This window comes from [Flexibacter] sp. ATCC 35208, from assembly GCF_001975825.1.
In the GTDB taxonomy this organism is placed as follows: domain Bacteria; phylum Bacteroidota; class Bacteroidia; order Chitinophagales; family Chitinophagaceae; genus Chitinophaga.
In genome coordinates this window covers 76188-98176 of record NZ_MTKN01000011.1, presented here as the reverse complement: position 1 = coordinate 98176, position 21989 = coordinate 76188, and the positions used below count along the sequence as shown (strand labels likewise).

Sequence of the window (21989 nt, the reverse complement as noted above, 5' to 3'; positions counted from 1 at the left end):
GTCTTTTGATTTTGGTCTGCAGTGTCAGGTCAACACGATTCTATATAAAAATAAGCACAGGTCGGTTACAAACCTGTCAATGGATTTCAAATGGATTGTTAATAGATATTAAAGATGTCTTTCAGGGATTTCTTTGCAGCGTGGTAGCCACACATGCCGTGAACGCCGCCACCGGGAGGGGTTGCAGAGGAACAAACATAAATACCTTTTGCAGGGGTGCTATAGGGAGAGAGTCTGATAGCAGGTCTTGTATATAGTTGTGTAATATCTAATATTCCACCGTTGATATCGCCACCAATGTAGTTAGGATTGTAGTCTTCCATTTGCCGGGTGTTCATGGTATGCCTGCCAATGATGCGATCACGGAAACCGGGGGCAAAACGCTCTACCTGATTTTCGATCTGCGCAGTCATGTCTACTATAGAACCATGGGGAACATGGCAATAGGCCCAGGCAGTATGTTTGCCTTCAGGAGCACGGGTTGGGTCGAAGATGCTTTGCTGTGCCAGCAGTACAAAAGGGTTGTCAGGATGATGTCCTTTTGAAGTGAGTTGTTCATTGGCAGTGATCTCTTCCAGTGTATTGCCCAGATGCAGGGTACCAGCTTTGCGGCAATGTTCATTGACAAAAGGGATCGGACCATCCAATGCCCAGTCTATTTTGAATACGCCCATACCGTAGCGGTAGCGTTGCAATTGGTATTTGTATAGTCCTTTTATTTTGTCGCCAGCTATTTCCAGTAATTGTTTGGGTGTTACATCCAACAATATAGTGCGGGCAGGAGGCAGGTCATTTAATGAGCGTACATAAGTATTTGTCTGTATCTCGCCGCCAATAGATTCGAAGTAAGCTGCCAGTGCATCGGCGATGGCTTGTGAGCCACCTTGTGGTGCAGGCCATCCCTGCAGGTGACCATTGGCCAATAAGACCATTCCTATAGCCGCTGTCGTGAGGTTGGTCAATGGCTGAATAGCATGTGCCGCCATTCCGGCAAATAAGCCTCTGGCCGCCTTTCCCTGAAATCTGTTCGCTAGGGTTTTGGCTGGCAATAACGCTTTCAGCCCAAAACGCGCCATAGCACCGGGATGCTTTGGAAACGCCAATGGACCCAGTAACGCAGGTGCCAATGCTGGCCAATCCCTCACTACCGGGTCCATGAGTTGATGATATTTATGTTCGTCTATACCGAGTCCTTTTGCTGTCTCATCCAGTGAGCGATTTAATACAGCTGCGGTACCATCGTCAAATGGGTGTGCAGCGGCCACTTCAGGTTGCAGGAATTTCAGTCCATAATCTGCCAGTGGAAGGGTCCGAAAAAACGGAGATCCTGCTGCTAAAGGATGAATGGCAGAGCATACGTCATGTACAAAACCAGGCAAGGTGAGTTCTTTGGAACGGAGACCGCCCCCAATGGTATCACGACCTTCCAGCAGCAATACCTGTATACCCTGTTGTTGCAGGGTGATAGCTGCCGCCAGGCCGTTGGGGCCTGCACCTACTACGATTGCATCATATGCCTGTTTGTTCATATTGTTATTAATATTGCCCCGCTTCGATGGTGCTTTCAGACAATGTATACCTTTTATCTACCTTATCCAAAATTACGTAAATGCATCACTACTATACGGCCTCAATAAATAACGCAGCATTTCCAACGTCCATTATTTTAATAAAAATAATGAGAGTGTATCAAAAATAAATAAACTCCTCAGAAGTGCTTAAAGGACTATCTATCTCCATTAGGTATCCGAATAAAATGAGGCCGTATCTTACTTAAGATACGACCTCATTTTATTCTATTACCTGGGGCACTTTATCGTTCCATCATATCAAGGATATCAGTCCAGATAATTCGCGCGATCTGCTCACTCTCCACCATTCTGATCCTATCTGCCGGCATTGCCATACTGTCTTCCTGCCAATCCATATTATCCGGCATAAAATCTTTCAGAATGTTACCACTTGTGATTACTTCATAGGTGGTTTCATGACGTGCTTCATTTACACTGATCACAATTTGATAGGACCGACCCTCTATATATACTGTAATTGTATTCTTTACCATAACAAACAAAAATTAGTTGTGATATTGCGACAATAGGTCGCAACAGTGGGGTACAAATGCTGTAAGATCAGATATAAGAAAGCTAACCATGATTGGCCACACGATGTCCCGCTTTTTTCGCCACGCCGGTAGGATGGGGTCCCCTGGTTTTTTCCTTGTTGGTGGTCAGGCCAATGGCTTCAGCCTGACTGGGGTGCTTCACTTTCTTTCCACTTTCATGCTTTGTTCCTTCATTTTGTTTTTTTGCCATGTCGACTTCGCATTTTAATGGGTGAGTAATAGAAGAACACTTAAGGTAAATCAAAAGGTTTGCCAGCTTGCGAAGGACAGGGTCAAATAATATTAACTAGTTGACAATCATAATATAACAAATGAAGCTTCCTGACTCCGTCAGGGGTGGGTGGGTTAGGACTTATGTCTACAAAGTATTCCAATGGTCTCCTTACTTAAATTAAGTACCCCAAAACCTGGCAGATTTTGCCGGAGGCAAAATCTGCCAGGTTTGAATCCGACCTTCTGTGTATTGCCAGAGGCAACACACAGAAGGTCGGGGGATAACAAAAACTACATGCATACCAGGGGGCTAATAAGAATGAAAAACCTGTTGAGACCTGGTTCTCGGCCTGGCTTGCAGCATGCAATCTAAACTTCAGAATACTTGTATCGTGGTAAATTTTAGCACAAAGGAGAGGACACCGCCTCTATCAATAACGTTTAAACTATGTATCGCTAAATTACCGATACCTTTCATTAAAAGTTGTCAATGAATTTCAAACGAATTGTAAATGAAATTTAAATTCCCGATATTTAAATATGAACAGAAAAACGCGGTTGGGGTTTAAACTGGCGATTGAAAGAATATATTTGTCTTTCAGGAATTATTACATGAGGCATCCGGTTAAGGTTTACATCACTTCTTCAGTCATCTGTTTCATTGTATTGGCAATAGTCCAGATCATGTTAGTATACAATACCTATGATCTGCTAAACAGAAGATTCTACTATGAAAAGAAAGGACGTATCAATGAACGTTATACAAAAGCTATCATCAACGACCACGTCTTTCCAGGTGGAAAAGATATTATTGATGGCCTGTTAACACCGCAATACCACGAACTCGAAAAACTTTACAAAGCTGGTGATACCGCCCGCTTCAATCGCACATCCCAGATAATGCTCCGGAATGTTTTCAATACTCTCATCAACAAACAAAATGCAGATGAACTGCTGAGAGATATCAAACTCAAAGAAGGCATTCACGATTCACTCAGGTACTTGCTTGTTGTATCTCGCATTGACCTGCAGTTCGCTGATCTGAAATACGTAAACATCTATGACAAACGAAAAAAATACCCGCTCATAGACGATGCTATTCAGACACCCAAAGGGATTAAAATATTCGGCGACCTGGCTAACCCCGATGAGCAAAGTCAGATCATTGGTCTCTTTGTATCTGATCCAAAACCGTATACTTACGCCATTAGTTTTTCACTCTACGCCGATCCATACAACCGCCGGCAGGTAGTGTTCAAGCAAATGCAGGGCATCCTCACCATGAGCCTGCTCTCGGTATTGGCTATCATCATCCTGTTCTTCATCACACTCCGCAACTGGATCAAACAGAAGCATATTGCCGATGTAAAAACAGATTTCATCAACAATATCACCCATGAGTTCCATACACCACTCTCCGCCATCATGGTGGCCAATAAGAACATTCAGAACGAACGGGTGCTGGAAAATAAAACCGCTATCCGCTCCCTCTCCGACATCATAGAGCGGCAATCGCAACGATTGAAGCTACTGATCGGCCAGGTGCTGGACATTGCTACCATCGATAATTTATACGTACAGAAAGGCCCTGAAGACTTGAATGTGCTGATCAGTGAGATACTCACCGACTTTAGTATCAAGTTCCCTTCAGACAACCTTCAACTGTCTTTTATCCCTGGCCCGGAAACAATTATAGTCGATGCAGACAGTTTTCATTTTACCACCCTGCTGCTCAATCTCCTCGATAACGCAGTGAAATATAACCTGCAGGTGGTAAAACATATACAGGTCTCCACCATGGAAACAGAAACTGATATACAGATCTCGATCAGTGATAATGGAATTGGTATGGATAAAGAAACAATCCGTTATATCTTTGACAAGTTCTACCGAAATCAGAAAGATCTGACGCAAAATGCCAAGGGTTTGGGACTTGGCCTGCATTATGTAAAGCAATGCATAGATGCTCACCAATGGACAGTAAAAGTGGACAGCGAGCCTGGCATGGGAAGTACATTTGTAATCATTATACCTAAGTGAAAATTGTAAGGGGATGAAACACAAAATTCTGTTAGTAGAGGATGAAGCAGACCTCGGAAACGTTGTAAAACAATACCTGGAATTAATGGATTTTGATGTGGACTGGCAACAAAATGGCCGGACCGCCCTGGACCTGTTTGAGAAATCGCCCAATGCCTATCACATTCTCCTCATAGATGTAAACCTCCCCGGATTGAATGGATTCGAACTGGCGGAACAGATCATTAGGCTCAACAATCATGTCCCCTTCCTTTTCCTAACGGCAAGAGGGGACAAGAATGACCGGCTGAGCGGATTGAAGATAGGTGCAGATGATTATGTCGTCAAACCCTTTGATGTAGATGAACTGGTACTGCGCATCCGTAACATCATCAAGAGAAAGCAACCTGTTGTGAGCGCAGAACCAGCTCAACAGAGTGTGATCAATATAGGGACGACCCACCTCTTTGTAGATTCACTGAAGCTGGTGACGGAGCAGGGAGAAGAGATCATTCTCACTCCAAGAGAGTGCGATTTGCTGGTATTGTTCTTTAACAATGTAAACCGTGTATTGAAGCGGGAAGAGATCCTCACTAAAGTATGGGGCTCCAACGACTACTTTGTAGGCCGTAGCCTCGACGTATTCATTTCACGTTTTAGAAAGTATTTCCAACATAATATTAATATCAGTATCAAGAATGTATATGGTATTGGTTTCGTATTTAATGTGAAATAGCGATCGCCCTGTTAGCTCGGTTATAGGCTGTTTGCGTTTTATATTCAAACCACCTTTTGCCCAGCAGCTTGCGCATCGCATCGTCAAAACGGCGGGTAATAAAGATGTTCCTCACACCGATGGCCCGTTTGGTTAGCGATACCGGCAGTGCCCTGTAAGCCACAGAATATCCTGCCGTTTCATACTGTATATAATGCCAGTACCCTGAAGGAATAAAGATCGTATCTCCCACACCCAGCTTACACTCATATCCGTCTAACAGGCGCAAACCTGGATATTTTTCATAATCAGGCTGCCGCAGGTCCGCCAGTCCATGAAAGTTCCAGGGTAAACGATATAACAGGTTTGCCTGATCGTTCGGGAAAAGCCATACCCGTTTTACACCATGCAATTGTGTGAGAAATACATGCGACATATCGATATCGTAATGGTATCGCACAGATGATCCCTCACCACCAAAGAACAGGAACGGCAACCAGGTCAGCAGATTGTCTGCCAGCTTTCGTACCTGCAGCTCCTTCCGGATATCCGGTCTTTCGCGCAGCAGGTTGAAAAGAAATAACCGGCTTTCAGTAGGTGCGGCGGCTATCAGATCGAGGTAATCCCCAAACTTCATTGTATTCCCAGCCTGACTGGTGGCCTTGTCCAGGTGCGCATTCTCTTTTTCATGCACTGCAACCAATGTATCACCGGCTTCTTTCTTAAAATAATCATAGTTCCATTTTGTCAATATTTCCTGGCTCTCCGGTAAAATAAAGTCCTTAATCAACGCTGGTATGCCGGGTGTTACAAATTCGGAAGTGAATTGTTCCCGGCTATAGCCGCTGACTATGTTTACAGGTTTCAGATGCATATGTGTACTTGTCTTTTATTTAGTGCCTGGTATCGATACAGACGATCTTTGATAAGGAATCAGCATTGGCTACCACTACCTTAATGGCAGGGGCATCCTGCTGGTTATTTAACTGATGTTGTTCTACACTCACCGATATGGTAAATGCGGTAATCACCGCGATGACACCCAGGGATGCAAATGAGGCCGCATACTGTCTGCATAAGTTCAGTTTCATGACTTTTCGATTTAAAAGGTCTGCAAGGCTGCTGACACATCCCTACAGACCTAACAACAGAGAACAGAAGGTTGATTTTTGGACCCTGACCAGGTAGTATATGCATAGCAATACCATGTCCGGTAAAGGATCAATTATTTCCAGGGTGAATAATAAAACTGAATTTGCTTGAACAGTGGTGGACTGTATCAGGTGGTGGTAAGAACAAATTTAACGGGAGCTAACCTAATTTCCAAAAAATAGTCCATAAATTTTGTAGACTAAAAAGAAAGGGAAGGATCTTCAATATGGTACAGGAAACCACGATTGCGAAAACTCCCTTTCGCAGTAATTCTTTTGTGTTTTTAAATGAGGGTTATCAATGCGTCGCTTTTCTGCTGCTGTAGTGGTACACTGTTGTCTGATGTCTCTCTTTGCTCACCTTGCCTTTGTGGCCATAGATTTTGTTTACTAATACAAAAACAATTGTAATGCTCGCAATGATAACATAATGCAATACTATTGACGGCATATGTTTGTGGAATAAAATGTTGATAGTGCTGTTTAGTGCTGTTTTGCGGTGCGCCCTTAAACTTAACCGATTTCGTAGGAAAAGATACAGCAGTATCATGAATTTTGCATCACACTTTCCTGTCATTAACAAATGTTAACAACGCCCAATGAGCCTGCATTTATGTATCATTGCGAAACATATTAAATTAATAATTAAGGCACTCGTAATTCTGTCTTTACAGACACTGGTTTGCCCAAAACAGGCATCCCATCCTTGTCCCAGGTGAAGGATTGCATACGGGGGGAACGCCTGTTTCCGCACCCATCTCCTGCATGATCATTGGCATGATACAAGATCCAGTTTTGCTTGCCGTCAGGAGTTGTAAAAAAGGAATTGTGCCCCGGTGCATACACTCCGGTTTCAGGTGATTGCAGGAACATTGGCGTTGCATGCTTCTTCCAGCTGGCGGTATCCAGGAGGTTACTGTTCCCATCCGTTACCAGCATACCTAATGCATAATAATCTGTCCAACAGGCAGATGCACTGTAAAACAGGAACAGCTTATTACCATGCTTCAGGATCTCCGGCCCCTCATTTACATTGACGTGTGGCAGGTTCGGATCATTCAGGTCACCAAATTTCTCCCAGTCATAGACAGGGCGGGAGAGTCGCACCCGTGGGCCCGTGATCGTGAGAGGATCCTTCATTTCTGCGATATAGATGTCCTGCTCTCCATTGTTATCCCCTTCCCAACCAGACCAGATCATATACAACTTTTGTTCGTGCTCAAATACAGACGCATCAATGGCCCACTTATCGGAAGGATCGGCCACCTTCCCTTTCATTTCCCAGGTACCTGCCATAGGATCGGGAGAACTGTTTTCCAGCACATAAATGCGGTGATTTTGGTTGTCGCCCCCATCCGCACAAAAATAGATATACCATTTGCCCTGCAGGAAGTGGATTTCCGGCGCCCAGATGTCTTTTGAATAAGGTCCGGTAGCAGGCGGTGTCCAGATGCTTTTGTGAGGGGCATCTTCCAGTCTTGCCATATTAGCCGTTTTCCAGAGCTCCAGGTGATTGCCTACGGTATGCATGTAGTAGTAATACCCATCTTTGTACGTTACCCAGGGATCTGGCCCGGAAGACAGGAGGGGGTTGTGAAAGGTGGTTTTCTGCTGTGCATTGCAGGCAAAGACACAGAGCAGGATACAAAGCCGGATAATAGATTTCATATACAAAAATTAAAAAACCGCTGAATGCAAATTTTCATTGCACTCAGCGGTCCATTGATGACAAATATTAAAGGTCAATTTTAACTATAGTAGAATAAAGCAGATCTTCCACACCGGCAATCTTCACCCCAATCCTTGCATATGCATAATTCTGAGCGCCCGTGGTACCTACTGATGACATAGAAGCTGGTATGTCTACAGACATGGCTACGTTATTCAGATCAGTAATACTGCTACCAGCCAGCGCAGTCCGCACTTTATAATTGCTTTGATCTACGATGGTCGTCTGGTTCAGATAAAGATACACGTTTTCAATGCTTCTGGCATTCGCATCCGTGATAATCTGTTCCAGTTTAAAAGTAGCTGCTGCTGTCGTACCACTTTTTGCAATCTGCTGGTTACGGATCATGTAATAAGGCATTACCTCAATATTCATGGTCGTGCTGCCAGTCAGGTTCAGCGGAATAGTGTCGCTATTAGTAGCGTTATTCGTCACTGATCTGAATGGCCCCTGACCAGCAGGGATAATCAGTTTATAATTACCGTTAAACAAGAGGGAAGAGAAAGAACCATCTTCCTGAATCTGCACCGCAATCGCGCCGCTCTTACCCCAACCTGGTTCCCATAGTTCAAAATATACAGCCAGCGAAGCAACATTAATGGCTTCTCCCTGGTAAGTGATACTACCCTTGAAGGTAGTCTTTGGTTCATCATAATTATCCTTCTTGCATGCAAATGCAGTCATGGCAATCAATAGACCGGTGATATATTTTCTACGAAACATAATTTTCATTTTACTGATTAGGATTCTTTACCAGCTTAGGATTATTACTCAGAATGTCTGCTGAGATAGAAGAGTAATAATTACCCAGGTTGAAGCGGTGTGCGGCAGTTACGTTAGCAGATTTCACCACTTTGAACACATATTTACCATCATTTGCACTACCTGGATTATAAATCTTGTAAGGCCAGAGACCATAAATCTGGGTATTTATTTTATCAGCTTTACCAATGTTGGATACCACTTCGCTTGCACTGATGCTTTCACCATTCCAGACTTTATGGGCCAGGCGCCAGCGTTTGTTATCAAACATTTCGTGACCTTCAAATGCCAGTTCTACTTTCCTTTCATGTACGATCCTGTCAAAGGTGATGTCAGCAGCAGTCAGTGGTGTCGTCAGTCCTGCTCTTGCACGCACAGTGTTCATATAACCAGCTGCTACAGCAGGCTGATTCAGTTCGAAAGCCGCTTCTGCTGCATTCAGCAACACTTCTGCATAACGGTAGCGTACCCACCAAACCTCACTTTGTGTACCCAGCTGTCCGGAACCTACTGCAGGATCCATGAACTTACGTACCAGGAAACCTGTCTGTGCAGAATATTCTTTACCATCGATAGGACCATCGGTACCTACTATCTGCACGCCTGTAGGGCCACCGGGAATGTTACCGATTTCACCATAAGTATCACCGCTGATGATGCTGTAAGCACCATTATTCCAATACATGATACCAGCCCAGATATCCAGGTCCTTGCCTTTGAATTTAGAACCAGGCAGCATAATAGTACCCCCTAATCTTGCATCTCTGCCAGCGAAAATGTCACCCGGATTCTCGTAGTAGATATAGTCGCTGCCTGAGTTAGTCGCAAACGGTGCATATGTGTTATCCAGTTTTTCAAACTGCTCAGCGAGGTTAAGGGAAGGATTAACACGACCACCCTGTTGCTCTTCAGCTGAAGACCATGGCTGGTTAGCGATAGTCCATCCCTGTACCTTTCCGCTTTTCAATTTGAAATCCTGTGCGAAGATGACTTCCGGGTTGTTTGACTTATCATAAAAAGTGGCTGCGAAGTTGTCCTGCAGATCTTCCGCTTTCTTCTGATAAAGGGAATACTTACCACCATTAATAATCTCCTGTGCGGCCGCCAGTGCTTTCTGATAGTAGCCCGCTGCCTTATCAGCAGGTATACCTACTTCGGCCCCGGCAGTGGCTACAGATGGTGTACCTGCGCCATATTTTGCAATAGAAGCGGCATACAAAGCTGCTCTGGCCTGCATTGCCAATGCTACACCTTTGGTAGCTCTTGATTGTGTGGCAGGATCATCAGGTAACATCGTTTTGATGGTATCCATTTCTGCAATCACGAAATCATATATTTCAGATTCTTTTGCTCTTGCATGTTGCAGATAGGTAGGATCACCACTAAAGTCGTAAGTCATAGGCTCGGTGATCAAAGGAACACCACCCATACGTTTTACTTCTTCAAAATACAGTGCAGCACGCAGGAAACGGGCTTCACCTAAAAAACGGGTACGTGCATCTTCACTTAAGGCAGTAGCTGCAGTACACTTCTGAATAAAGAGATTCAGGTCACGCATCTGGCCATAATCCCACAGATTCCACCAGTCATAAGGATAGTCGATCTGCTGTACACGCCAGTATTCACTGGCCTGAGAAGGGAATGCTTCGTCAAAATTCGTATACTCAGCCCAGTTGGTTATAGTTTGTTGATCTACATAACGGTTATAGAGATCAGCCAATACTGACAATACCAGACTTTCACTTTTCCACACGGTTTCGTCTGTCAGAATATTGGAAGGGTCAGTTTGCAGGAAGTCAGCATCCTTTTTACAACCAAACACAAACACAAGGGCTGCTGATATGATTAACAGATATTTTCTCATCTAATTGCTGTATTAAAGGATCAAAAAGAAAGGTCAAAACCAATATTCACATACTTGCTTTGTGGATAGGTCAGACCGTTATCATCAGAGACTTCAGCGTCTATACCTGTCTTACGCAGATTGTCGATAGAGAACAGGTTGTAAGCGTTGATGTAAGCACGGAAACGTTCAATCCTGGCCTTGGCAAGGATGTTCTTAGGAATGGTGTAACCCAGTTCCAGTGTGCGTGCCCTGATGTAATGAACGTTAGTCAGCCAGAAGTCAGAGTTCTTATTGTAGTTGCTATGACCTCCATTGTTGAAACGCAGAGCAGGATATTTACCAGGGATCCATTTGCTGTTTACATCATAAGCATCTTCCCTGTGCCAGCGATCGTTATAGAACTCAGCCAGCAGGTTACCCTGGTTGGTGTAAGGAATACGCATTTCATAATTACGGTTGAAGGAGTAACCGGTACCTGCTGAGAAGTCGGCTCTGAAATCAAAGTTGCTATATGCTACCGTGAAGTTGAAACCACCATTCATGATTGGGTTTTTACCTGTACCCCATCCAATAGGACGTACATCCAGATCGTTAATCACCCCATCGCCATTCCAGTCTTTGTAAATCAGGTCACCTGGTAATAATGTTTTGTTACCCGCCCCGTCAACGTTTACTTTATAGTTGTTGATCTCGTCCTGTGACTGGAATTGTCCGATTACGTTATATCCCCAGAATGTATTGGCGTACCTGTTTTCAGCAGAGTTACGATAGTGATCAATGGAGTTCAGGAATACTGGTTTGTAGCTATCCAGGTTCTTTGAACGTGCATAAGAGAAGTTAGCACCTACAGTGAAACGTACTTTCTTTATCTCGCCATGGTAATTAATAGAAAACTCCGCACCGGATACCAGATCGCTCTTCACATTTTCTAAAGGCAGTGTATAACCCAGTTCACTTGGTATGAGGATATCATATTTGGTACCCAGCAGACCCGTTCTTTTTCTCTTGAAATAATCAACCGCACCGCTGATCCGGTTGTCCCATAAACCATAGTCAGCACCGATGTCCAATGTTCTGCTTACATACCAGGAGATATTATCGATAGGAACACCTTTGTAAGAGGAACCGATCACTGATTTACCATCCAGGATGACAGTAGAAGAGTTATAGTTATAACCGGAGAGATAGTCATATGCAGACAAAGGAATATCATCATCACCCAGTTTACCATAAGAACCTCTCAGTTTCAGTTCGCTCAGGGTTTTCTTGCCACCTACGAGGTGCTGGAAGAATTGCTCTTCGCTGATACGCCAGCCAGCCTGCATAGCAGGGAAAGTACCCCAACGTTTGTTAGGTGCGAACTTCCAGGAGGCATCTCTTCTTGCAGATACTTCCAGGTAATAACGGCTGTCGTAGTTATAAGTGAACCGGCCAATATAACCCAGACGGGCAGTAGTAAAGTCACTATCATTATACGTATCCATTGTACTGAAGTAAATCAGTGGCAGATCGTTGGTAGTCGGCACGGCATGCAGCCAGTTGTCGATTTCCCTTCTCTTGATTCTTTCTGCTACTACGGTACCCCCTACATTATGCTTGCCAAATGAATGTGCATAGTTCAGTTGCAACTGAATGGTAGGAGACAGGTTGGTGTGGTTATCTCTTTCTCTCCATGGGTTAGAACTACCGCCAGATACATTGTAAGTATCAGTATTCGGATCATAAGTATATACATTGTAAGTATACTCGTGACCATTCATAATTCTGTTTGCATAGTAATAAGAGAACAGACCTCTTACGCTCAGACCATCGATGGGAAATTTGTATTCCGCAGTCAGGTTAGTCTGTAATACGCGCCAGTCTTCGTGCCAGTAGCCGGACAACTTCTTATTCTGTAATGCCCAGTTTTCGGTATTGTGACCGATGTTGTTTGGGTAATTTGGGTTATCGTTTGCATAAGGCCGTTCGATAGGCGTGTTACGCAGAATAGCGAAACGAGCTTCCCAGTAGTCATCTGTACCTGGTACACCTGGTTGGTCGCGGGTTTCAACACGACCATTGATCTGAGCACCGATTTTGAAGTTGTCAGAAACTTTGGCCTCGATATTACTCTGAATGTTGGTACGTTCGAATGTGAATTCTCTGCCCAGTACAGAATATTGTTTCAGGTGAGTGGCAGATACATAGTAGTTGATCCTGTCAGAACCACCACTGAAGTTCAGGTTCAGGTTTGTAAGCGGAGCATTGTCTTTCACAATAAACTTGTACCAGTCAAAGCTCTTGTAGCCTTGTTCAGTACCTGCTTTCCATTTTTCCAGTTCTTCTTTGGTGATGGTAGTAGAACCATACTGGTTCATTTCAGCATCAGCTTTACCAGCCATCCACTCATAGGCATTTACGCCTTTAGGGAAGCGGGTCCAGTTCTGCCAGCCAGTATATGCAGCCAGATTGATGGTGTTGCGGCTGTTCAGTTTACCTCTCTTGGTAGTAACCACCACTACACCATTCGCAGCACGCATACCATAGATAGCAGCAGAAGCGTCTTTCAGAACGGTGATAGTTTCAATATCGTTCGGTGCGATGTTGTTGAACTGACCTGCATCCTGTTGGATACCGTCAATTACATACAATGGATCGCCCATGTTACGGATTTGAATAGATGCACTCGCACCCGGACGTGAATCGGACATGCGGAAGGTTACACCCGGCAGTTTACCTGCCAGTACGGTACTTACTGTAGAACCAGCGTGTACATCGCCCATATCTTTAGCAGATATAGCGGCGATCGCACCGGTGAGTGATTCTTTCTTTTGTGTACCATAACCTACGATCACCACATCACTTAGTGAAGTAGCAGAAGGTTCCAGTGTTACGTTGATAACGCTCAGCCCATTGATCTCAACTTCTTTGGAAGTATACCCTACATAAGAGAAGATGAGGGTACCGGATAGATCCGGTGCATTGAAAGCGAAATTACCACCGGCATCAGTAACAGCACCGGCTGTACTATTTTTGAGTTTTACGTTTACGCCGGGGAGTGGTGTTCCTTTTTCGTCTACCACTTTACCCTGGATGCGTACAGCAGCATCAGCGGAATAAGTGATCTCCTCTGCCTTGCGTAATCGATTGAGCACAATTTGCCGGCCATCGACCTGATAGGAGAGTTGTAACGGAGCGAGTAACTTGTCGAGTACTTTACCCAGTGGCTCCTGTTTTGCTTCCAGACTGACTTTGCGGGAAGCGCTTATCAGCGTGGAAGAATAGAGGAATTTCACATCAGCCAGTTTTTCTATTTTAGACAGCACCTGATCAACAGATTGCTGACGGGCGTCGATAGATACAGGTTTGGTGAGAATTTCCTGGGCCTCAGTAGACTTTGCAAATGTGAGACCGGTGCATAACGTGGCAATTAGCAGCTGGTAAAAGCATGTACGCATGACCATAAAGATTAAATCATGGATTCGTAGTCTTTTTTTCATAACTTGAATTGTGTTCCTGTTTGTAATGGGAAATAGAAAGGGTGTCTTATCCCAGTGGAGCGGGTATAAGGCGGTGCCGCAAGAGTATTCTTTCAGCCAGTGGTACGGCCATACCGCTGGCTTTTTCATTACGTGATGTAAAGCATAAGTATCAGTGTAAATTTTTGTTTGTTCTCAATAACGTATTTCGTGGAATAGTGTGTCAACGGGGGAACTCTCTACATTCCTTATTAGCTACGCGTACGTGAACACTATTAATGACATCCTTTGGTTGTAATTGTAATCTCATTTCCTTCGATCGTACAGTTTGCTTCCAGAGCCTGACAAATAAGCTTTAATTTTTCCTTTAGTGGTTCGTCATCCAGGGAGGCAGTGAGTCTACAGCCAGCCATCAGGTTTTTATCATAGTTGATATGAACACCATAGGCTTTTTCCAACAGGGTCAGCACACTATCTGCAGGGGCATCTGCGAATACAAACGAGTACAGCTCAGTTATAGTTGGCTGGGCAGATACTGCTACAGACATTGGCAATACATCTAACGCATGAGTGGAGCGTTTCAGTATCGCCTGCTGATTGGCAGATAAATTTGCCCGGGCATCGTTCGCTTTTGGTTGTATTGAAATAGCAATTTTTCCGGTTTTTACTGCTACACTTACCAGGGTATCTTCATCATAGGCTCTGACCATAAATGAGGTACCAAGGACGTTGATTACCATTTCGTTGGCATATACTACAAAAGGTTCAATGTTTCTTTTTACTTCAAAGAACGCGGCACCGGAGAGGTATACCTGACGGTGGCATTTGCCAGTGAGACAGGTGGAATAACTGATCCGGGCGCGGGGTTGCAACACCACAGAACTACCATCGGGAAGGCTGACAGTTTCGGGTTTCCTGCCTTTGTTGATACGCTCAACAAAAGTGTTTTTAGCTGTTTCAGCTTTTGCCACCAGTTCATGGTAAGTACTGTGATCCGGCTTGTGCAGGGTATACCACATAACGGTGGTAGCTACCAGGGCGATGAGCACAGCAGCGGCAGCCATATACAAGGGGCGGAGTCTCCGCACTGGTTGTTGTGGCGTATCCATGCTTTCGCGGATATTTTGCCAGATAGCGGCATCGACATTTTCCTTCAAACCAAATGCAGGAAGCTGTGACGCTGCCAGAATAATGGCACGGGCCTGCAATATAGCGGCTCGCTGATCAGGAAAATTTCGGGCGATGGATTCCCAATGGGCTGCGTTTTCGCCATATTTCACCCAGGCGACGAAACTGTCGTCGGTTACAAAATCGGCGGTATCGAAGTTTGAGTAATCCATGTATAGATATAAAGACGGGGAAGGGGGTTTTTAACTCACTTATGTTAAAGTTTTTTTAAAAAAACTTTTTGGGGGCTACAGCAGCTCTCTCAATTTGACTACCGCACGCTGTACCAGATTACGAACAGATTGCTCATTGACGCCCATAATCCCGGAAATCTCTTCCCAGCTAAAATTATCATAAAACCGGAGGCGGATAGCCTCCTGTTGCCTGACTGGCAATTGTCGCATGGCTTTTTGCAAACGAAGCTGTTGCAACAGATCCTCTTCGCTCATAATGCGCAAATCCTCTGCCGAAGACTCCTCCTGCAATGACCAATCAAGGGCCAGGGCTGCCTTTGCATCCGATAACCGGTGCAAACGCCTCCGCAAAGACCTGAAAAGATAGTATTTGACAGAAGTAGTCGCTGAGAGATTATGCCTTGTACGCCAGAGATCGGCAAAAAGATCCTGCATGGCATCCTGCACCTGTGCAGCATCTCCCGCAAGGTGGTAGCCGTAGTTATACAATACAGCAGAAAAACGCCTGTACATCTCACTAAAGGCCTGTTCGTCGTCCTGTCTAAAGGCATTCCACAGTACCTCTTCCGCTATGAATGACTGATAGCTATTTCCAGACCCCAATTTACCTGATTTAAAAAAGTATCACCTGAAGTAATAGTATGGTTCACCAGTCCATTCTCACTGGCTGCGGGGACTAAACTACGAACTATAAAAATCATTTACGAATCATTGCTTATCCCGGGATGAGTTATACCAAAAAAAACGGGGCCTGATAAATATCAGGCCCTCCCCAAATTAACCATTAAAAAAACTCATTTGAATTTTGCTTGAAACAAAATTAGAATGAATCTTTTGCAAATCTGTTAATCATAAGTTAATGATTCTAAATAATATGGGGAGGTGATAACGGTAGAATTAGAATGATACTTACATGATCAAATAGGTGAATAAATTAGTCCAGGCCGCAGCAATCTCTATAAAAAAAAGGTCCCCGGAAAAAATTCCAGGGACTTACCATTTAACCTATATTCTGTACTGTAGCATCAAAATTTTAAATATTTTTCAGAGGCTTAGACTTTTTCTCACTTTCTATACTTCAAATCGTTTCTCTAAAGTTTTGCTCTCAAATATTTTCTGTATATAAGACGGTGATTAATATCCGAAGTTTAACGGGTTTCGATTTTTTTTTCAATTTATTTCTAAATTACCTGCTATGAACAGGATTGACCGGCTTTCCGCCATACTTATTCAACTACAGGGCAAGAAAATAGTGAAGGCTGCTGAGATAGCAGAACGCTTTCAAATCAGCCTCAGGACTGTATATCGCGATGTCAGGGCCCTGCAGGAAGCAGGCGTACCTGTGGGTGCGGAGGCTGGTACAGGTTATTATCTGGTAGAAGGATATCACCTGCCACCGGTGATGTTTAACAGGGAAGAGGCAGCTGCGTTGCTGACAGGAGAGAAGCTGATGGCCCAGTTAAGTGATCATTCCAATAAAAAACAATTTGGCAATGCCATGCAGAAGATCAGGGCTGTGCTGCGGACCAGTGAGAAAGATTTCCTGGAATCGTTGGAACAGAATATTGCGGTCGTTGCCCGCAGGGCTCCGGAAGATAGTGAGTTTCCAAACCGCTTCCTCTCAGATATTCAACATGCACTGGGCAAGCACCTTATGCTCAAACTGGATTACTTTGCCCTGCACAGCGAAACACTGACACATAGAGAGATAGAACCCATTGGTATTATATATATGATGGGGTACTGGTACCTCATTGCCTGGTGCAGACTACGCCATGCTTATCGCAATTTCAGGATGGATCGCATCCGAAACCTGGCTGTTACAGATGTTTCTTATGACAGGGATCGGCACATTTCTTTAAAGGAATACATGGAAAAATATGCGGAGCCTGCTGCTTATCCTCATGTAGTGAAGCTGCGGTTTAGTGCGGGTATGGCGAGAAAGCTGGGGAATCAGCGGTTTTATTATGGGTTGATGGAGGAGCAGACAATAGGAGAGTGTGTAGAGATGGTGTTCCTGACTTCTCATCTGGATTGGTTTGGGAAATGGGTGTTAACGATGGGAAAAGAAGTGGAGATTATAGGTCCGGAGGAATTAAAGGAACATATGCGCTTACTTGCCATCGAAATATCCGAACAATATTTATCGGATCGCTCCGCGATCCGATAAACGATCCGACGTTCAAAAAGTTGGGATTACGAAGCAATCCCAACTTTTTGAACGCTACTGACATAACGCTGTCACTCCCCATATCTTCCTTTGCATTATCAACGCTAATGCATATGTCCAAACTCGACCTCACAAAAACCTATAAAGAACTCTACACCGCCACCTCCAAACCGGCCCTCCTCTTCGTCCCCCCCGGTCATTACCTCTCCATCGAAGGCCAGGGCGACCCAAACGGCGAGCATTTCGCCGCATGTACACAAGCCCTGTACACAGGTGCTTACGGCATCAAAATGCATTATAAGAAGATGGAGCTAGACTTCGTAGTCTGTAAACTCGAAGGCCTCTGGTGGGTAAACGATGTGGAAAACTATAAAGATTTCAATGAAGTTATGCAGATACCCCGTGACCAATGGCACTGGCAGCTCCTCATCCGCATGCCTGACTTCATCAACAAGAATGATGTCAAAAACATCCTGAAAAGGGCTTATCAAAAGAAACCCATTCAATACTTCAACCAGGTATACCTCCAAACCCTGGCCGAAGGCCAAAGCATACAGATCCTGCACACAGGTCCCTACGCTACCGAACCGGTATCCTTACAGTTACTACACGACTTTATGAAAGAAAAAGGGCTGACCTGGAATGGCCGCCACCATGAGATATACCTCAGTGACCCACGCAAAACTGCGCCGGAAAAACTGAAAACAATTTTAAGACAACCGGTAAAATAACAGAGAAACGGGTTACTTTTCCCCCAGCCCCAGCAACTCTATCGCCTGCTGTGCCGCAATCTGGCTGGCATCTTTCTTATTGAACGCCTTACCGCTGCAAATGAGCTCCCCATCTACTACTGCACCTACAGTAAAGATGCGGCGGCCATTGTCCATTTGTTCTTCCAGCAGGTCGAACTCCAGTACTTTGCCATGCTTATTCGCCCATCCGTACAGCTTGTTTTTGTGGTTCATTTCCACACTTTCAAGCATTTCCAGATCGATGTAAGGCATAATAATGCGTTGGTGCACAAACTGTTTGGTACGGTTATACCCTTTGTCAAGGTATACAGCGCCGACCAGGGCCTCAAGCGTATTACCGAAGATCTGGGAAATCTTCAGAAAGCTATTGTACTTATCATAAATGGTGAGCTTTCGCAATCCCATCTTGATAGCAATATCATTAAGCTGCTGGCGGTTCACAATCTTGGACCGCATTTCGGTGAGATAGCCTTCTGTCTTATAAGGATACTTCTTGAAGAGGTAATCGCCAACAATGGCACCAAGAATGGCATCCCCCAGGTATTCCAGCCGCTCATTGCTCTCCAGAAACTTCTCCTTGCTTGAGCGGTGGCTCAGCGCCACTTCATACAATGAGAAATTGCCTGGGGCAAAGCCCAGCAGGTTATACAGATCCTTGTAAAGACTTCTCTTACCGGATACAAATCGATATAAAAATCCTGGCAGTAATTTCACACAATCAAGCAACAAATTTTTTGAAAATCACGGATGCATTATGCCCTCCAAAACCGAAGGTATTGCTTAATGCAGCGTTTACTTCTCTATGTTGTGCGACGTTAAAGGTAAAATTTAATTTGGAGTCCAGTTCAGGATCATCCGTAAAATGATTAATGGTAGGAGGAATAATACCATGTATGACAGACATGATAGCCGCAATCGACTCAATTGCACCGGCAGCGCCTAATAAGTGACCGGTCATAGACTTGGTAGAGCTGATATTCATTCGATATGCATCTTCACCAAATACCTGTTGGATCGCTTTTACTTCGGCAACATCTCCCAAAGGAGTAGAAGTACCGTGTACGTTAATGTAGTCAATTGCATTGGGTTGCAGTCCAGCGTCTAACAGCGCCATTCGCATGACGTTCATAGCGCCTAATCCTTCTGGATGGGGTGCTGTGATATGATAGGCATCTGCTGTTGCGCCACCTCCTGCCAGTTCAGCATAAATTTTGGCACCTCTAGCAATCGCATGTTCATAGGATTCTAGCACCAGTGCTCCTGCACCTTCGCCCATTACGAACCCATCACGGTTCAGGTCAAAGGGTCTGGAGGCAGTGGATGGGTCATCATTCCGTTCAGATAGGGCCTTCATAGCGTTAAAACCACCTACACAGGCATCGTTTATAACGTTTTCAGATCCTCCGGTGATCATTACATCCGCTCTGCCGTACCTGATGTACTGCATCGCCTCTATAATGGCATTGGTAGCTGAAGCACAGGCAGACACCACAGAGAAATTAGGTCCTCTAAAACCGTGGCGAATGGAAATGTGCCCTGCAGCAATGTCGATAATTAACCGGGCTATCAGGAAAGGACTAAAACGGGGAGTTCCGTCGCCCTGACCGAAATCTTTCATTTCCTGACAAAAATTGATCATACCGCCAATACCAGATCCCCAGATAACCCCAACCCTGTCCATATCGACAGAATTACGGTCAATCCCGGCATCTTGCACAGCCTGGTCAGCGGCTATAACAGCCGTCTGTGTGAAGGGATCCATTTTACGGGCTTCCTTCTTGTCCAGGTAATTGGTCGCATCAAAGTTCTTCAGTTCGCAAGCAAAACGGGTTTTGAACTTGGAAGCATCAAATTGTGTAATAGGCCCGGCACCGGATACACCGTCCGTCAATCCCTTCCAGTATTCGGATACGGAATTGCCGAGCGGTGTAAGTGCGCCTAAACCTGTAACGACTACTCGTCTTGGTTGCATTAAAACAAATCTGATTAAGTAGGATTATTTTACATGTTCTTCCAGGTAAGCAACTGCCTGGCCAACAGTAGTAATAGTTTCAGCTTGTTCGTCAGGAATGGAGATGTTGAATTCTTTTTCGAATTCCATGATCAGTTCTACCGTATCCAAAGAGTCAGCGCCCAGGTCGTTGGTGAAGGAGGCTTCAGGAGTTACCTCAGCTTCGTCAACGCCCAATTTGTCAATAATGATCTTTTTAACTCTTGATGCAATGTCTGACATAATTTTAAGTGTTTTTGGTTTAAAACTTGAGTGCAAAAATATAATTTTTATTGAATTGACAAGAACAGAGCCGAATTTTACCCAATTTACTTTAGTGTTATAGATACTAAATCCATCCCCACAAAGGATTAGACAGATATTCCGAATTCTCCCCATCCCTGGAAAATACCCCCTTACCACACCGTATATGCTTCAATGTACACATATAATAATGCCCACATTTGCCATTCAACCTCCTTTTATGCCTCCTATATACGGTTAAAGGTCGATTAACTTTAATTAACACATGAACCTCCCTATCAGCAGGGGCTTTTATTAAATTTGCCCGGGCGATATCCCCTACAACATAAATATGCGAACAAATGACTGGTAACAAAAAGTTCCTGAAAACAGTCGTTTACCTGATCCTGGCTGTAGTTATTATCGGTATTATCTATACCAGGTTTGCTGCTCCTAAAAAAGAAGATGCAGCACCCAACAAAGAAACTGTACGTGGTAGCAAAGGGAACAAACCCTTGCTGGTAGACGCTTTTATTGTACATACCTCCTCCCTTAATGAAGTTATTAATGCGAGCGGGACCCTCCAAAGCAACGAAGAAGTCCAGATCCAACCCGAAATTACCGGCAAAGTCACTGGCCTCTTCTTCAAAGAAGGCACCCAGGTAGCCAAAGGCACCCTCCTCGTCAAAATCTATGACGAAGATCTTAAAGCACAGCTGGCTAAACTGCAATTGCAGCAACAACTGGCCAAAACTACCCTCGAAAGACAGGAAAACCTACTGAAAATCAATGGTATCAGCCGCCAGGATGTAGACGTTACCCGCAACCAGGTCAGCGCCTACGGAGCAGATATGGACTATACCCGTACGCTGCTTCAAAAAACGGAACTCAGAGCTCCCTTCAATGGCCGGCTTGGACTCCGTAATATTTCCCTGGGAGCCATCGTCAACAATACCACTGTTATCACCACCCTCCAGCAAATCGATCCCCTCAAGGTGGATTTCACCGTACCTGAAAAATACCGCAACGCTATCAAACAAGGCGATGCTGTTGATTTCAAAGTTGCCGGCGACACCCATTCTTATAAAGGACAGATTTACGCAATTGATCCTAAAATCGACCTCACTACACGTACTATCAAATTAAGAGCCATCGTTCCAAACCCCGGTCAGTTACTGCCCGGTGCTTTTGCAAACGTACAGATCGCTCTCCGCAATATGCCCGATGCCCTCATGATCCCTTCGCAGGCCATCATTCCAGGTACCCGCGATAAGAAAGTGATCGTCGCTGACCAGGGCAAAGCAAAATTTGTAGTCGTGGAAACAGATCTCCGCGATGCTGACAACGTACAGATTATCAGCGGTCTTAGCAAAGGCGATACCGTGATCACCAGCGGTATGTTGCAACTCAAACCCGGTATGGTACTGAAGTATAACAAGATCAATTAAATAAACT

The 21989-nt window shown here is 44.6% G+C and carries 19 protein-coding genes; 5 read left to right on the top strand and 14 right to left on the bottom strand.

Annotation, left to right across the window (positions count from 1 at the left end):
• Positions 1-98: 98 nt before the first annotated feature.
• The 3 genes from BW716_RS09205 to BW716_RS36695 all read right to left on the bottom strand — a co-directional run bounded on the left by BW716_RS09205 (position 99) and on the right by BW716_RS36695 (position 2315).
• Positions 99-1529, bottom strand: a complete 1431-nt coding sequence (locus tag BW716_RS09205; protein WP_083722244.1) for an NAD(P)/FAD-dependent oxidoreductase — start codon at positions 1527-1529, stop codon at positions 99-101.
• Between the two features lie 284 nt (positions 1530-1813).
• Entirely contained in the window at positions 1814-2065 is a 252-nt protein-coding gene (locus BW716_RS09200; RefSeq protein WP_083722243.1) for a hypothetical protein, read from the bottom strand.
• Positions 2066-2147: 82 nt separating this feature from the next.
• Positions 2148-2315: a hypothetical protein gene (locus BW716_RS36695; RefSeq protein ID WP_179091057.1), complete on the bottom strand. Its 168-nt coding sequence runs from the start codon at positions 2313-2315 to the stop codon at positions 2148-2150.
• Between the two features lie 563 nt (positions 2316-2878).
• Between BW716_RS36695 and BW716_RS09195 the strand changes: the two genes are divergently transcribed.
• Together BW716_RS09195 and BW716_RS09190 are read left to right on the top strand one after the other, a co-directional pair.
• Positions 2879-4378 (top strand): sensor histidine kinase KdpD, encoded by a 1500-nt coding sequence (locus tag BW716_RS09195; RefSeq protein WP_083722242.1) that lies wholly within the window; start codon positions 2879-2881, stop codon positions 4376-4378.
• 13 nt (positions 4379-4391) lie between these two features.
• Entirely contained in the window at positions 4392-5093 is a 702-nt protein-coding gene (locus tag BW716_RS09190) for a response regulator transcription factor (RefSeq protein WP_083722241.1), read from the top strand.
• Here the strand turns inward: BW716_RS09190 and BW716_RS09185 are convergent.
• From BW716_RS09185 to BW716_RS09145, 8 genes are all read right to left on the bottom strand, one after another.
• Entirely contained in the window at positions 5080-5946 is an 867-nt protein-coding gene (locus tag BW716_RS09185) for a cupin-like domain-containing protein (RefSeq protein ID WP_083722240.1), read from the bottom strand. The two genes, BW716_RS09190 and BW716_RS09185, sit on opposite strands and share 14 nt — an antisense overlap.
• Before the next feature lie 19 nt (positions 5947-5965).
• On the bottom strand, positions 5966-6163 hold the full coding sequence (locus tag BW716_RS09180; protein ID WP_083722239.1) for a hypothetical protein: 198 nt from the start codon (positions 6161-6163) through the stop codon (positions 5966-5968).
• Between the two features lie 705 nt (positions 6164-6868).
• The gene (locus BW716_RS09170; protein ID WP_083722237.1) at positions 6869-7891 is read right to left on the bottom strand and encodes a family 43 glycosylhydrolase; all 1023 of its coding nucleotides are present in this window, start codon (positions 7889-7891) and stop codon (positions 6869-6871) included.
• 67 nt (positions 7892-7958) lie between these two features.
• Positions 7959-8675, bottom strand: coding sequence for a DUF3823 domain-containing protein (locus BW716_RS09165; protein WP_220388732.1), 717 nt, complete (start codon positions 8673-8675; stop codon positions 7959-7961).
• A gap of 10 nt (positions 8676-8685) precedes the next feature.
• A complete protein-coding gene (locus BW716_RS09160; RefSeq protein WP_083722235.1) occupies positions 8686-10578 on the bottom strand; it encodes a RagB/SusD family nutrient uptake outer membrane protein in 1893 nt (630 codons plus the stop codon).
• A 20-nt stretch (positions 10579-10598) separates the two neighbouring features.
• Positions 10599-13997 carry a TonB-dependent receptor gene (locus tag BW716_RS09155; protein WP_083722234.1) on the bottom strand — a complete coding sequence of 1133 codons (3399 nt, stop codon included), beginning with the start codon at positions 13995-13997 and terminating at the stop codon, positions 10599-10601.
• Between the two features lie 296 nt (positions 13998-14293).
• The gene (locus BW716_RS09150) at positions 14294-15358 is read right to left on the bottom strand and encodes a FecR family protein (protein ID WP_083722233.1); all 1065 of its coding nucleotides are present in this window, start codon (positions 15356-15358) and stop codon (positions 14294-14296) included.
• 75 nt (positions 15359-15433) lie between these two features.
• Positions 15434-15982 carry an RNA polymerase sigma factor gene (locus BW716_RS09145; protein WP_083722232.1) on the bottom strand — a complete coding sequence of 183 codons (549 nt, stop codon included), beginning with the start codon at positions 15980-15982 and terminating at the stop codon, positions 15434-15436.
• A gap of 592 nt (positions 15983-16574) precedes the next feature.
• Between BW716_RS09145 and BW716_RS09140 the strand changes: the two genes are divergently transcribed.
• Together BW716_RS09140 and BW716_RS09135 are read left to right on the top strand one after the other, a co-directional pair.
• Positions 16575-17549, top strand: coding sequence for a YafY family protein (locus BW716_RS09140; protein ID WP_083722231.1), 975 nt, complete (start codon positions 16575-16577; stop codon positions 17547-17549).
• Positions 17550-17662: 113 nt separating this feature from the next.
• Entirely contained in the window at positions 17663-18280 is a 618-nt protein-coding gene (locus tag BW716_RS09135) for a GyrI-like domain-containing protein (RefSeq protein ID WP_083722230.1), read from the top strand.
• A gap of 12 nt (positions 18281-18292) precedes the next feature.
• On the opposite strand, the gene rnc is transcribed toward BW716_RS09135, so the two are convergent.
• From rnc to BW716_RS09120, 3 genes are read right to left on the bottom strand one after another with little or no spacing between them, the layout of a single operon-like run.
• Positions 18293-19015, bottom strand: a complete 723-nt coding sequence (rnc, locus tag BW716_RS09130; protein WP_083722229.1) for a ribonuclease III — start codon at positions 19013-19015, stop codon at positions 18293-18295.
• Positions 19016-19019: 4 nt separating this feature from the next.
• Positions 19020-20273 (bottom strand): beta-ketoacyl-ACP synthase II, encoded by a 1254-nt coding sequence (gene fabF / locus BW716_RS09125; RefSeq protein WP_083722228.1) that lies wholly within the window; start codon positions 20271-20273, stop codon positions 19020-19022.
• A gap of 24 nt (positions 20274-20297) precedes the next feature.
• Entirely contained in the window at positions 20298-20534 is a 237-nt protein-coding gene (locus BW716_RS09120; RefSeq protein ID WP_012788038.1) for an acyl carrier protein, read from the bottom strand.
• 362 nt (positions 20535-20896) lie between these two features.
• Here BW716_RS09120 and BW716_RS09115 point away from each other — a divergent pair, with 362 nt between their 5' ends.
• The gene (locus BW716_RS09115) at positions 20897-21982 is read left to right on the top strand and encodes an efflux RND transporter periplasmic adaptor subunit (protein ID WP_083722227.1); all 1086 of its coding nucleotides are present in this window, start codon (positions 20897-20899) and stop codon (positions 21980-21982) included.
• The last annotated feature ends 7 nt before the right edge of the window (positions 21983-21989 follow it).